Source organism: Candidatus Stygibacter australis (assembly GCA_030765845.1).
GTDB lineage: Bacteria > Cloacimonadota > Cloacimonadia > Cloacimonadales > TCS61 > Stygibacter > Stygibacter australis.
On sequence record JAVCDJ010000180.1, the window covers coordinates 1 to 13,091 of the forward strand.

The 13,091-nt window shown below is 39.2% G+C and carries 15 protein-coding genes; 8 read left to right on the top strand and 7 right to left on the bottom strand.

Annotated features, from left to right (window positions below; translation table 11 throughout):
- Both RAO94_09145 and RAO94_09150 read right to left on the bottom strand, forming a co-directional pair.
- On the bottom strand, nucleotides 1-223 hold a 223-nt coding region (locus RAO94_09145; protein MDP8322502.1), incomplete at its 3' end, for a hypothetical protein.
- 403 nt (nucleotides 224-626) lie between these two features.
- Nucleotides 627-1,805: an MFS transporter gene (locus RAO94_09150; protein ID MDP8322503.1), complete on the bottom strand. Its 1,179-nt coding sequence runs from the start codon at nucleotides 1,803-1,805 to the stop codon at nucleotides 627-629.
- Nucleotides 1,806-2,200: 395 nt separating this feature from the next.
- Between RAO94_09150 and RAO94_09155 the strand changes: the two genes are divergently transcribed.
- Genes RAO94_09155 through RAO94_09190 form a run of 8 tightly spaced genes read left to right on the top strand, consistent with a single transcriptional unit; the run spans nucleotide 2,201 to nucleotide 8,329 of the window.
- Nucleotides 2,201-2,404, top strand: coding sequence for a ferredoxin family protein (locus RAO94_09155; GenBank protein ID MDP8322504.1), 204 nt, complete (start codon nucleotides 2,201-2,203; stop codon nucleotides 2,402-2,404).
- 8 nt (nucleotides 2,405-2,412) lie between these two features.
- Nucleotides 2,413-3,510 (top strand): 3-methyl-2-oxobutanoate dehydrogenase subunit VorB, encoded by a 1,098-nt coding sequence (gene vorB, locus RAO94_09160; GenBank protein ID MDP8322505.1) that lies wholly within the window; start codon nucleotides 2,413-2,415, stop codon nucleotides 3,508-3,510.
- Nucleotides 3,510-4,259, top strand: a complete 750-nt coding sequence (locus tag RAO94_09165; protein ID MDP8322506.1) for a thiamine pyrophosphate-dependent enzyme — start codon at nucleotides 3,510-3,512, stop codon at nucleotides 4,257-4,259. The genes vorB and RAO94_09165 overlap by 1 nt, the downstream gene beginning before the upstream one ends.
- Nucleotide 4,260: 1 nt before the next feature.
- Nucleotides 4,261-4,800, top strand: coding sequence for a 2-oxoacid:acceptor oxidoreductase family protein (locus RAO94_09170; protein MDP8322507.1), 540 nt, complete (start codon nucleotides 4,261-4,263; stop codon nucleotides 4,798-4,800).
- A 58-nt stretch (nucleotides 4,801-4,858) separates the two neighbouring features.
- The gene (locus RAO94_09175) at nucleotides 4,859-5,467 is read left to right on the top strand and encodes a penicillin-binding protein activator LpoB (protein ID MDP8322508.1); all 609 of its coding nucleotides are present in this window, start codon (nucleotides 4,859-4,861) and stop codon (nucleotides 5,465-5,467) included.
- A 4-nt stretch (nucleotides 5,468-5,471) separates the two neighbouring features.
- Nucleotides 5,472-6,863, top strand: a complete 1,392-nt coding sequence (locus RAO94_09180; protein ID MDP8322509.1) for a hypothetical protein — start codon at nucleotides 5,472-5,474, stop codon at nucleotides 6,861-6,863.
- A gap of 10 nt (nucleotides 6,864-6,873) precedes the next feature.
- Complete coding sequence (locus RAO94_09185; protein MDP8322510.1) at nucleotides 6,874-7,911, top strand: LPP20 family lipoprotein; 1,038 nt, start codon at nucleotides 6,874-6,876, stop codon at nucleotides 7,909-7,911.
- 49 nt (nucleotides 7,912-7,960) lie between these two features.
- Nucleotides 7,961-8,329: a secondary thiamine-phosphate synthase enzyme YjbQ gene (locus RAO94_09190; GenBank protein ID MDP8322511.1), complete on the top strand. Its 369-nt coding sequence runs from the start codon at nucleotides 7,961-7,963 to the stop codon at nucleotides 8,327-8,329.
- A 36-nt stretch (nucleotides 8,330-8,365) separates the two neighbouring features.
- On the opposite strand, the gene RAO94_09195 is transcribed toward RAO94_09190, so the two are convergent.
- The 5 genes from RAO94_09195 to RAO94_09215 form a co-directional block, all read right to left on the bottom strand.
- A complete protein-coding gene (locus RAO94_09195; protein MDP8322512.1) occupies nucleotides 8,366-9,070 on the bottom strand; it encodes a pyridoxine 5'-phosphate synthase in 705 nt (234 codons plus the stop codon).
- 89 nt (nucleotides 9,071-9,159) lie between these two features.
- Nucleotides 9,160-9,993 (bottom strand): peptidylprolyl isomerase, encoded by an 834-nt coding sequence (locus RAO94_09200; GenBank protein ID MDP8322513.1) that lies wholly within the window; start codon nucleotides 9,991-9,993, stop codon nucleotides 9,160-9,162.
- A gap of 2 nt (nucleotides 9,994-9,995) precedes the next feature.
- Nucleotides 9,996-10,925 (bottom strand): tRNA (adenosine(37)-N6)-dimethylallyltransferase MiaA, encoded by a 930-nt coding sequence (gene miaA / locus RAO94_09205; GenBank protein MDP8322514.1) that lies wholly within the window; start codon nucleotides 10,923-10,925, stop codon nucleotides 9,996-9,998.
- On the bottom strand, nucleotides 10,925-12,775 hold the full coding sequence (gene mutL / locus RAO94_09210; protein MDP8322515.1) for a DNA mismatch repair endonuclease MutL: 1,851 nt from the start codon (nucleotides 12,773-12,775) through the stop codon (nucleotides 10,925-10,927). The genes miaA and mutL overlap by 1 nt, the downstream gene beginning before the upstream one ends.
- Before the next feature lie 6 nt (nucleotides 12,776-12,781).
- Nucleotides 12,782-13,091: hypothetical protein (locus tag RAO94_09215; GenBank protein ID MDP8322516.1), on the bottom strand; the 310-nt coding region annotated here is incomplete at its 5' end.

Here is a 13,091-nt window from a genome sequence, read left to right on the forward strand (position 1 = left end):
ATGTAAAAGAAATATCTCGTTCAATAATCAGGCTTTCATAATAGTATTCCACACTGTCTGCACACGCCCAGACAATAATGCTGTCCCCTGCTGCCAAAGCAGTAGTATCGATTGCTGCTTGGATTGTTGTTAAATCTCCGCTGCCATCATGATTAACCTGCCAGGAATAAGACAATAAAATCAGAGGTAGAAGTAAAATGATTAACAAACTAAACCTTTTCATTTTTCCTCCAATTTTAAAAATTAGTGGTATTGTAACTACGCCCCTCTACAAAAAATCCCCGAAAACCCAAATTTGAAACCACGAATACTTTTATTACATTGAGGCAATTCCTTGTCAATAATTATTTACTTTAGGTATGGCACTATTTCATTTCAATACAATTGTTCTCGTCAGTACTTTCTCATTTCTCCCGCTCTTTTACTTAGGACATCAGTTCCATAAAATCAAATTTCAAACTTAAAACAGGCATTTCTTCCTAATCGCTTTAATTATATCTATTTAGACACATATTCCATCACATCCACCTCCCCTGTATGCTCGCTGTGGGTTCCCTGTGGGTTCCATGAGCATTATTTACTGTATTCGTTCCCGAAGATACTAATTTCGTTAACTAATATTATTATTATGTACTTTTCAGTTTTGCTAACAAATATAATATCCCTAAAATAGCTCCTGATACACTCAAGGCTGCTGCCACTGAAAAGCTATCTGCCAGATAGCCCAGTATCAGTGCAAATAGAGCTGTAATAATGGTTGATAATTGCGTTTCGGCAGAAAGTCCTGAAGCCATCAGATTTTCCGGTATCGTTTCTGAAAGCAGATGTACATTTACCGGTCTGCGATAATTCTGCATAACAAAAAGGATAACCAGTGCCAGGATTGCGATAATCGGCAGCTTAATATGCAGCGTTAGTCCTGAAATTGACAGCATTAGTGCTCCAATTATGAAGGTTATATTCATAGCCTGTTTTGATGAATGGAACAGGTTTGTGATCTTTTCTGCACGCACGGAAGCAGTTACAGTCAGTAGATAAATACCAAAATACACTATGCCTATAATGACTGCTGAGCGTTGCTCTTTGGAATATGCTATCAAGAGGGGCAGGCTCAGAGCCCAGGCTTTCAACACTGGCTGCAAATAATCCTTGCTGGCTTTGAAACAGCCTGTAAAGATAGAGCTGTTTAAAAACACCCTCCGATTTTGCGAATGTCTGAAGATCAAAAGGAATGAAGCAAAGTAATCTTTAAAAAAGGGTTTTATATTTTCCTTTGAATTGCAGTGATCATCAAGCTCAGACGGGTAACTGGCAAGATTCACCAGATCAAGCAAATAAGGTACTACTGCTGCCAGAAATATAAAGCGATAATTCCCGGTATAAAAGACCAGTGCTGCTGCCAGCAGGGAATTAAGAGCCGATCCAGCTTGTGATGCTGCCCGGGTATGTCCATAATAATTAAGCCTTTCATTCAGCCTGCCTGTAAGCCGCAAATGCGATAAGATCAGGGCTTTATGAGTCCCGGAACGAAATGCTTCACCGCAGGCAAACCAGAACATGGCTATCACGAAAAAACCAAACCCTGAAGCAAAGGTGAATATAATGAAGGATACGATATATGCTGAAAAAGAAAACAGCATGGATTTCTTACGACCATAAATATCTGCCAGGAAACCGGAAGGTATTTCCAGCAGGTTAGTTAAAATCTCTCTGATGGCATATAACACACCGATCTGAAAATATGAAATGCCCTGCTGCAGAAAAAATAAGATCAGAAATGGCTCAAAGAACCTGAGATTCTTCAAAAAACCATACAACGCAAACCTGGGAAACATCTTATCCTTTATCATGGATATAGCCAAATATATATGTGATTCATGTCAATGATTATTAAATCAGATATCCTCAGCGAATTTATTATCGATGATGTAATTTCTTATGCTCTGAAAGAGCAATACAATAATAGCCACGGGTGAAACCCGTGGAAAGAAAAAGATACTTGAACACCCACCCCTCCCCGTTTTCGGCAAAGCCGAAAACGGGGAGGGGTGGGTGTTATTTGACGCAGTATTTGATAACATTTGCGGGGAGTATGTATTTCAATCAGTTTTTATGGTGGAAACAGGAAAAAGTCTTTGACATAAACCAAAGCGGGAGAATTCTTAGTATAAAGAATAAAAAAAAGTAAAAGGAGATATTTATGGCGAGAATGACAGTCGATCCTAAATATTGTAAGGGTTGTGGGTTATGCATTGCAGCATGCCCCAAGAAGATTATCCGGTTTTCTGAGAAAATTAACAAAAAGGGCTATCACTATGCTGAATGTTTTGATCAGGAAGCCTGCATAGCCTGCAAACTGTGCTACACAACCTGTCCTGACGTGGCAATAACGATAGAGAAATAAACGGAGGAATGATGGCAGAGAAAGTATTAATGAAGGGCAATGAAGCAGTAGCAGAAGCAGCAATCAGAGCAGGATGCCGGTTATATTTTGCCTATCCGATAACCCCACAAAGTGAATTAATAGAATATATGGCTCGCATGATGCCGAAAGCAAATGGTGTATTCGTTCAGGCAGAAAGTGAAATAGCAGCGATAAATATGGTATATGGAGCTTCCGGTTGCGGCAGAAGAGCGATGACATCTTCATCTTCTCCTGGAATAGCACTTAAGCAGGAAGGTATTTCCTATCTTGCCGGAGCTAATCTTCCCGCAGTGATCATTAATGTTCAGCGTGGCGGACCGGGACTTGGTGATATTCAACCAGCCCAGGGAGATTATTTTCAAGCTACCCGTGGTGGTGGTAATGGTGATTATTACACCATGGCCCTGGCACCAAGCACTGTGCAGGAATTTGCTGATATGGCAGCTCTGGCATTTGATCTAGCGGATAAATACCGTAATCCGGTAATAATTCTGGCAGATGGTTTGCTGGGACAGATGATGGAACCGGTAGAATTTCAGCCAGCTAAGACTGAAGCAGAACTGAAAGAACTTGATAATCAGCATCTTGACTGGTGTTGCTGTCCGAATGAAGATGAGCCTAATCATCATCATCATGAGATCAATTCACTGGAGATAGACCCAGTGGTTCTTGAGCAGCATGTGATCAAGCTGGGCGAGAAATATGACAAGATAACTGCTAATGAGCAGCGTTGGGAAGATTATAATATCAATAAAGATAATGAGATACTGGTAGTAGCATTTGGTACTGCCTCACGAATATGTAAATCAGCAGTAGATGAACTTAATGATGCAGGTCATAATATTGGACTGGTTCGACCCATCACAGTTTGGCCTTATCCTTATGATGCTGTTTTTAAAGCAGTGGGACCCAAAGTGAAAAAGGTAGTCGTATTTGAATTGAATCTGGGCCAGATGGTTCAGGATGTGAAGATAGCAGTAAATGGAAAAGTACCAGTTGATTTCATGGGTAAGGTTGGTGGAATTTTATTCTCAACCGATGAAGTGAAAGCCAAAATAGAAGAGAGTTTAGAGGAGGCGAAATAATGCAAGTCATCGCAACAAGACCAAATACACTGACCGACCTTAATTTCACATACTGTCCAGGCTGTCTGCATGGTGTAGCACATAGATTGATAGCAGAATCCATTGATGAACTTGGTATGCGTAACCAGATGATGGGCGTAGCTCCTGTAGGCTGCTCAGTGTTTGCCTATAAGTTCTTTAATTTTGATATGCAGGAAGCTGCGCATGGTAGAGCTCCGGCACTGGCAACGGGAATGAAACGTGCCCGTCCTGATATGAATGTATTTACCTATCAGGGAGATGGAGATCTGGCAGCTATCGGTACTGCAGAAATTGTTCATGCAGCTAATCGTGGTGAACATTTCACCGTGTTCTTCGTGAATAATGCAATTTATGGTATGACAGGTGGTCAGATGGCACCAACTACGCTTCCTGACATGAAAACCACCACCTCTCCTTATGGCAGAGATGTGGATGATATAGGCTATCCCATCAGAGTATGTGAACTTCTGAATACATTGCAGGCACCTTACTTTATCGAAAGAGTAAGTCTCCTGTCCCCTGCTGAGATCATGAAAGCCAAAAAAGCAGTAAAGAAAGCATTGACCTATAATAAAGAAGAACGTGGTTTCACTTTCATCGAATTTATCTCTACCTGCCCCACAAACTGGGGACTTGATGCCATTGAATCCCGTGATTGGGCACGCGAAAAGATGTTACCTTTCTTTAAGATCCAGAATTTCCGTGATAATGGCAAAGAGGAGGCATAACATGAAAACTGAGATGATATGTGCAGGATTTGGTGGACAGGGAGCCTTAACGATTGGTAAGTTCCTGGTGAAAGCAGGTATGAATGAAGGAAAGAATGTATCCTGGCTGCCTTCTTATGGACCAGAGATGCGTGGTGGAACTGCTAATGTGTCAACTGTGATCTCAGATAAGCCAGTTGGTTCTCCAGTTGTAGCTCATCCGGATATCGTTGTGGCTCTTAACCAGCCTTCAATTGATAAGTTTGGACCTATGATCAAACCTGATGGGCTTTTAATCTTTAATGAAGATATGTGCCCAGATGGAATTGACCGCACAGATATTAATATAATTTCTGCTCCCATGACCAGTATTGCGAAAGAAATTGGTAATCTTAAGGTTATGAATATGGTTGCAATTGGTGTGGTGATGGGAAAAACCGGATTAGTTCAGAAGGAAACAATGCTGAAAGCGATTGCTCCTTTGAAGGCAAAAGCTCCAGAACTTTATGATATGAACCTGGCAGCAATCGATAAAGGTTTCGAAATCGGAAAAACCAAATAATATAATAAAACTATACGGGATCTGAGTAACAGGTCCCGTACTTTTATTGGGAGGATTTATGAAAAAGATTCTATTCCTGTCAATTCTTACAATAGCAATAATCTTACTCAGCAGTTGTGCCAGCCAGAATACACAAGTAACACGTTTGAGTGATGATGAAATCCCTGATCTTTCTGGAAGGTGGAATGCTACTGACAGCAGGGACGTATCTCAGCAGATGATCATGAGCATGCTTTCATCAGGCTGGCTGCCAAATTTCAGAAGTGAAGAAGAGAGAGCACCACGGATCATTTTAGGTAAAATTGCTAATCTATCTGATGAACATATTGAAACAGATATCTTTATGAAAGATATTGAACGCGAATTAACCAATAGCGGAAAGGTGAAATTTGTGTCAGCAAAGAATGAGCGCAAGGAAATAAGGGAAGAAAGGCATGATCAACAAAGTTATGCATCTGATGAGACTGTGAAAGCCCTGGCAAATGAGGCTGCAGCAGACTTTATGCTGATGGGAAGCATTAAATCATTACGTGACATCAAAGATAACCAGCAGGTTATCACTTATCAGGTTGATCTGGAATTGGTGAATATTGAAACTAATGAAAAGGTCTGGCTGGAGACATTACCTAAAAATAAGCTGATCTATCATAAAAAAGTAAAATTCTAAAGCAATGAGAGTATCACAAGCAGCTTTAATCAGCACTATCCTTGCTCTTCTCTTTGTGGGATGTTCTTACGTATCCACTAATAACGTCTTTTTTGAAGAAACCACCCAAAAAGTATATAATGGTAATTATCCCGGAGCGATCAACTCGGTGATCAAAGCCAAAGAAAATGTTTATAAACTCAAAGACAGAGTGATGTATTATCTTGATCTGGGAATGCTTTATCATTTTAATGGTGATTACAAATTAAGTAATGAATTCCTCACGAAAGCCGAAAGAGCAATTGAAGAGCTTTACACTAAGAGCATCTCCAAAGCAGCACTATCTATGGCACTTAATGATAATGCTCTGGATTATGGCGGAGAAGATTATGAAGATATATATCTGAATATCTTTAAGGCACTTAATTATATAAATCTGAATGATCCCGAAGATGCCTTTGTGGAAGTGAGAAAAGTAAATGGCAAACTGAATGTGCTGGAAGATAAATATGCTGATCAAAGCTCAAAACTGGACGCACCAAAAGATGCAAAAATCGATAGAAAGGTTGAAAACAGATTTTATAATTCAGCGATGGCAAGATATATCAGTATGCTGCTCTATCGGTCAGCAGATGACTGGGATGATGTACGCATTGATATGAATAGATTTAATGAAGCCTGGGAATCTCAATCTGATATATATAATTTTGCCAAACCAGATCTTTCCACAAGTCTTGAGCAAGATGCAGAAGGCAGATTAAATCTATTCTGTTTCACAGGTAAATCACCTGAAAAGCGCTCTCGCACCTGGTGGATACGCACCTGGAATGATCATATTTTCATTGGCACCAGCAAGGAAAAGCTGTCCGGTAATAAAGTAACCGATTACTTTGATATGTTCTACTGGAAGGATGTTCCGGATAATCTGTTTTTCAAGTTCCAGATACCTATTATGCAAAGCAGACCTTCTCAGATCAATAATATCAGAATAATGGTTGATGGCAGAAAATATAAACCTGCACTACTGGAAAACATTGATAATGTGGCAACCAGTACTTTTGAATTAAAGAAAGATCTTATCTATCTGAAAACAGTTATCCGTACTGTTACCAAGGGATTATTGGCTAAGAAAGGTAAAGATAAGATCGAGAAGCAGGCAAATAATGAACTTTTGTCCTCTATCCTGAATTTTGGGGCTGATATGGCACTGTCTGCTACTGAACAGGCTGATATGCGTATCTCACATTACTTTCCCAAGCTTGCTCATATAGCTGAGATACATCTTCCTCCGGGAGAACACAGGGTGGAGATACAATACCTTGATAAATATGGAAACGTGATCTTTTCTGATGATCGTGGTGCAATACAAATAGCGGGAGAAGGAATCAATATTCTGGAATCTTTTTGCCTGCAATAAGGGAGGAAATATGAAAAAATATATAATAGCAGTCATTGTACTTTTTATCCTCATATCCTGTGCCAGCAATAATGCAGTAAAACGTGCTCCTCGCCCTGGCTGGCTTGATGATCCTGAAAGCAAATATCCTAATACTCAATATATCACCTCCATAGGATCAGGATTTTCACGTTCTGATGCAGAAAAAGATGCAGCAGCAAAGCTTTCTCGCATATTTCGCACAGAAGTTTCTGCCAGTGAGACTATGGAAAAAAGATACGAAGAGCTTACTAAAAATAATATTACTACTACAGAAGATTTTGCCAGAAATACAAAAAATGTAACCCTTACTTCTAATGAAGCTCTTATCAACATGCAGTTTGGGGAATCATATACTGATGATAAAGCAAAAGTGCACACGATTGCCTATCTTAACCGTTTTGAGACTGCCGGTATTTATGAGGAAATGATCTCTTCCAACAGCGATCAGATAATTTATTATCAGAATAAAACCCGTAAACTTGATGATCCCTTGGATATCTATGCTTTTTATGGTGCTGCCTGGATGATTACCCAGAAAAATGAAGACCTGCTACGCCAGTACAGGATTATCTCTCCTCAGATGAGTTCCATGTTTGAGGTTAAATATGATAATAATTCTATAAAAGATAATTACGTTAAGGCGGCCAGAGATATCACCTTTTCGCTGAATATTGAGGTAGATGAAGAGGGTAGAATTAATAGTATCCTGAAAAGAATTATTACTGGTGCTGGTTTTCAGATAGTTGAAAGTGATGGATTCATAACTGTAAAAGGTTCCATAAATATGTCACCCACTGATCTTCAGAGAGATGATAATATAGTATTTTATCGCTGGGATATATCTTTGAACCTTACTCAGCTTGATGGAAATATAATTCTCAGTTTGAATCCCTCGGGTAGAGCCGGCTCAATATCTTTGGAAGAAGCCCGGGCTCGGGTATATATTGATATAGAAAAGAAACTTGATAAAACTCTTATCCGTGATCTGAATTCCTGGTTTGATAATATTGTGATCAAGGCAAAGTAAGATGAAATCATACAGAAAAGAACTCTGGTTCAACATTCCACAAAGACGAATGCTGATCAATATAACTCCTGATGTAAATAACTGTCTTCTGGAAAGTGGTATCAAGGAAGGATTGTGTCTGGTGAATGCCATGCATATAACTGCCAGTGTGTTCATAAATGATGATGAAAGCGGTCTGCATTCTGATTTTGAGAAGTGGCTGGAAAAACTCGCCCCGGAAAAACCCTATTCCCAATATGCTCATAACGGTTTTGAAGATAATGCTGATGCTCATCTGAAACGAACTATCATGGGAAGAGAAGTGGTGGTTGCAATCACTGATGGTAAACTTGATTTCGGACCATGGGAACAAATATTTTATGGTGAATTTGATGGCAAAAGAAGGAAACGATTATTGGTGAAAATTATTGGTGAATAAAAAAAAAGGCAGAAATTATCTGCCCTTTTTAAATTTTTAATCTATCATCAACCTTAAATCTCTTATTGCTCTATCCAAACCGGTAAATATTGCCCTGGCAACTAAAGCATATCCTATTCTGAATTCCCTGATCTCATTTATCTTCACCAGTTCTTTGATATTTTGATAATCAAGCCCATGTCCCACAGCACAAGTAAGTTTTGCTTGATGGATCAATTCCGCTGACTTCCAGATATTAGTCAGTTCCTTATTTATTTCTGCTTTGTCCTTCAATAAAGTATAGTTACCAATACATATCTCGATTGCCTGAATATCCAGCTTAATCGCCTGCTTGATCTGCATGGGATCAGGGTCAAGCAGTAGACAGATATTCATACCAGTCTTTCTCAATTCATCCACTGTATCCTGCAGATTGCGATTGATCTTTATGCCGTTATGCATCACACTTCCATCTTTGTAGGTTGGGATAATAGTCAGCATATCAGGTTTATACTTCAATGCCATAGTAAGATAATCCTGCCTGTTTGGTATCTCCAGATTCAATTGTGTTTGCACCATCTGCCTTAATAGTTTGATGTCCCGGGGTTGTATCGATGATTGCTCTGGTCTTATACGTACTGAAACACTGTCAGCACCATTCAATTCACAAATTACTGCTGCTGATACTGGATCGGGTTCCAATGAATCTCTTAACTGCCTGAGTCCTGCTATCCTGTCTAATTTAACACATAATTTTCTCATAATTATATTCTCCCACCATTGTTGGTATTAAAAAAAATCCCCTTCTTTCATTTGTAAAGGAAAAAGGGGTATTTCAAAGATATATTTTTTTATAGTATCTTGATATCTGCTTTCTTTCTCAATTCATTCAAATATTTCTCAACATTCATTTCCATCAAAACATCCTGGTGATAATCGCTTAAAAATTCCCTAACTTCGTCAAACTCCAGTTTTCTTGAGGGTATAAGCTCAGTAAGCATTAAGATATGAAATCCAAAAGAAGTCTTGATCACGTCACTGATCTCATCTGGTTTCATTTTAAAAGCGATTTCATCAAGCTCAGGGATCAATTCTCCTGGAAGAAGATAGCCCAGATCACCATACTGACTACTGCTGGGACATTTAGAAACCGTTGCTGCTAATCTGTTAAAATCTTCCGGTGTATGCAGCTTCTCCCGGATACCTTCCGCACATTCCTTTGCTTCTTCACAGTCTCCCTTGATAAGTATATGACTCAATCTGATTTTCACATCAGTTGTAAATAACTCTCGATTCGTCTCAAAAAAGCGATATAATCTTTCTTCACAGGCATTATCTTTGCATTCAAATTTGCCTGCCAGAAATTTTCCAACCCGTACATGCAATTCCAATCGATCTCGTAATTCATCTTCGGTAAGTTTGATCTCTTTTAATTTGGTCTTATAGTTTTCTTCACTATTGAAATATGAAAGGAAGTCAACTAATGCCTCATCGATCTCGCATTCCATTACCTTAACATCTTCCTTTTCAGATTGTTGTAAAATGATAGCAGCATCAATTAGATTCTTTAATGCCTGCTTGAATATACCTTCCTGATCAAGATCTCCATTCTTAAGGCTGACAAAGTCTTTTTCCTTTCTTAATTGTTCTTTTGTGATCCTGAATCCATTTACAATCGCTACCAACTTTAATCTCCTTTTCCCAGAAATCTGGCTATTTCTTCTTTTATACTATATATATTAATGTCTTCCATTGAGATTGTCAAATCAAAATCTTGTTTTCTATACCATGTTAATTGTCTTTTGGCATAATTCCTGGAATGCTGCTTAGCCAGATCAACTGCTTCAGCAAAGTTTATTTCCCCTCTGAGCCAGGGATAAAATTCCCGATAGCCAACTGATACCATGCCCGGATCGCTTTCCTGATAGCCCTTTTGTAATAATAACTTGATTTCTTCTATCAAACCGTCAGTCAACATTTTGTCAATACGATCATTAATACGTTTATATAGTTCTGCCCGATCCCGCATTAACAGGATATTCAGAACTTCCAAATCTTTTTTTTTTATCGGATGAGCCCAATACCAGGAAAGTGGTTTTCCACTGCTTTCATAGACTTCTAATGCCCTCTGAATTCTATGTTGATCATTCTTCTCTATTTTTTCTCCCGCTTGCGGATCCATTTCCATCAGATAGGAATGTACCTCATCATTACTCATGTTTATCAGCATCTCAGCTACTTTGTCTCGGGCTGATGCCGTTACCGGAGGAATAATTGCCAGCCCCTTCAGGAATGCAACTATATAAAAACCTGTTCCACCTGTCATTAAGGGAATTTTATTTTTGCTGATTATACCGGAAAATGCTTTCCAGGCATCCCGGCAAAATAAGCCAGCATTATATTCTTCATCTGGATTTACTATATCTATTAGATGATAATCTATCTTCGTCTGAATGCTCCTATCTGGTTTAGCGGTTCCAATATCAAGATATCGATACACCTGGCGTGAGTCAGCTGAGATTATTTCAGTCCCAAACTCCTCTGCCAGTATTTCGGTCAAATGGCTTTTACCAATACCAGTAGCACCCTGGATAATGATTATCTTTTCTTTTAACATCAGGTTTCTATGCGTTTAAATCTTTTCTCAAACTCCGTTAGAGTAAGTTTGATTATAGCCGGTCTACCATGAGGGCAGAAGAAAGGCACTTCACAGGCAAAGAGATCATTTATAAGTGCCAGCATCTCCTTACGACTCATTTTTCTACCAGCTTTTATTGCTGATTTGCAGGCTACTGATTTTGCCATACCATCACGGAAATCCTCAGTTTCGTTCAGTTCATCTTCCAGATTCCGTAATATATCCAGGAATATCTCTCCCCCATCCCAGTTCTCCAATTCTACTGGTATTTCATCAATCACTATGGAATTATTGCTGAAGGTTTTAATAACAAAACCCACTTTCTCAAATTCAGCAAGGTTTGATTCAATAAGCTGCGGGACAGTTAACTGCATAAATGGAGGCAATTCCACTACAATAGGAAAAAGCAGTTTCTGACTCTGTGCAGGTGCACCGTGAAGTCTCTGGATCAGTTTTTCATAAACAACTCTTTCATGGGCAGCATGCTGATCAATCACCAGCACTCCGTCTTCTGTAGCTACGAATATATAACTCTGGTGTAATTGCCAGGGATTAACTATTTCTTCTTCCTGAGGCAGCATATCACGCCGATTGCGCATTATACTGTCATCATGCATTTGCTGCAGCAATTCCTCGTCTTCTCGACGTTCTCCCTTAAAAATATCCGGTTGATAAACGTCCTGGAGATCTTTTCGCACTTCTTCATACCGGCGCTTATCCGTTTTCCGGTTATATATTCTGCTTTCAAAATCCCTGATGCCGTCTTCCTGTGCTGCAGTTGATTGCAGCTTTCGCTTGATCTCGCTGTACTTTGCCTCTTCATAAGATAGAAGTTTATTACTTAGAACTGTCTTTATGAATTGATGCACTGTTCCCGAATCCCGAAATCTGATTTCAAGCTTGGCAGGATGAACATTATAGTCCACTGATGCTGGATCAATTTCCAGGAACAGAATATAAGGAGGTAGTTTCCCATGATGAAACATGCGAAATTTCTTTATAAAGGGATCATAGGCACTATTTATACTGTGTGAAATTATCCTGTCTTTTATATATCTGCCGTTAACGAATATATAATGCTGATCATAAATTGCTTCCGGTTCTTCCAAACCACTAATATAACCATGAAGCCGCATTCCTCCCCGGCTTTCATCTATACTCATCCGATTGCTGCTGAAAAACTTCTTTCCCAGCACAAGTCGTATCCTCTCGTCTTGATTTCCAGCGACCGGATAATTAAGCTTTTCCTTTCCATTTACTATAAATATGAATCCCGTCTGGAAATGCACAATTGATTGATAATGGATATATTGCAAGATGTGTTTATATTCCACTGGATCAGTTTTCAAAAACTTCTTCCTGGCAGGCACATTAGAAAATAGGTTCCTGATCTCTATTGATGTCCCAGGATTTGCAGATACTTTGCTCATATTAGTAAGTCTACCACCCTTAAAATCCACCTGAGTAGCTACTTCACTATCCTTTTCCCGAGTAACCAGGGTCATCTGGCTTACTGAGGCAATACTTGGCAGTGCTTCTCCCCTAAACCCTAGTGTAGAAATGCTGAATATATCACTTACAGTTCTTATCTTACTGGTGGCATGTCGTTCAAAAGCGGTGAGGGCATCATCTTCACTCATACCAATCCCATTATCAATCACCTTGATAAGCTTCTTTCCACCATTTTCAATGATTACCGTGATCTCATCAGCACCGGCATCCAATGAATTCTCCACCAGTTCCTTGACCACTGATGCGGGGCGTTCTATTACTTCCCCTGCTGCTATTCTATTACTCACTTCTTCAGATAATATCTTTACTCGTGACATTATTATCTATTCCTTTATCCCTTTTAAATCAAATTCCCAGCTCTTATCTGCTCCTGCTATGGTCAATCTGTAATTATAGATCACTCCATTCTCCAGAACTTCTAAATTTACATCCTCTACTTCCACCCAATACCAGCCCTCTGGAGGGCAAACAGGATATCCATCAATTGCCAGATGTTCACCACATAACGCCTTTGTATATTGCCCTTCAATCAATTCCACGGTGGATAAAAAATTATCAATTTCAATTTGACTATCAAATTTTCTATTTAATAATCTGAAATCCAGGGGTTTCATACCCAGCCATACCCCACTG

What these genes read in the sequence shown, in the direction of transcription:
- RAO94_09155 (MDP8322504.1), top strand. Translation starts at nt 2,201, where the DNA reads ATGGCGAGAATGACAGTCGATCCTAAATATTGTAAGGGTTGTGGGTTA.
- vorB (MDP8322505.1), top strand. Translation starts at nt 2,413, where the DNA reads ATGATGGCAGAGAAAGTATTAATGAAGGGCAATGAAGCAGTAGCAGAA.
- RAO94_09165 (MDP8322506.1), top strand. Translation starts at nt 3,510, where the DNA reads ATGCAAGTCATCGCAACAAGACCAAATACACTGACCGACCTTAATTTC.
- RAO94_09170 (MDP8322507.1), top strand. Translation starts at nt 4,261, where the DNA reads ATGAAAACTGAGATGATATGTGCAGGATTTGGTGGACAGGGAGCCTTA.
- RAO94_09175 (MDP8322508.1), top strand. Translation starts at nt 4,859, where the DNA reads ATGAAAAAGATTCTATTCCTGTCAATTCTTACAATAGCAATAATCTTA.
- RAO94_09180 (MDP8322509.1), top strand. Translation starts at nt 5,472, where the DNA reads ATGAGAGTATCACAAGCAGCTTTAATCAGCACTATCCTTGCTCTTCTC.
- RAO94_09185 (MDP8322510.1), top strand. Translation starts at nt 6,874, where the DNA reads ATGAAAAAATATATAATAGCAGTCATTGTACTTTTTATCCTCATATCC.
- RAO94_09190 (MDP8322511.1), top strand. Translation starts at nt 7,961, where the DNA reads ATGCTGATCAATATAACTCCTGATGTAAATAACTGTCTTCTGGAAAGT.
- RAO94_09195 (MDP8322512.1), bottom strand. Translation starts at nt 9,070, where the DNA reads ATGAGAAAATTATGTGTTAAATTAGACAGGATAGCAGGACTCAGGCAG.
- miaA (MDP8322514.1), bottom strand. Translation starts at nt 10,925, where the DNA reads ATGTTAAAAGAAAAGATAATCATTATCCAGGGTGCTACTGGTATTGGT.
- mutL (MDP8322515.1), bottom strand. Translation starts at nt 12,775, where the DNA reads ATGTCACGAGTAAAGATATTATCTGAAGAAGTGAGTAATAGAATAGCA.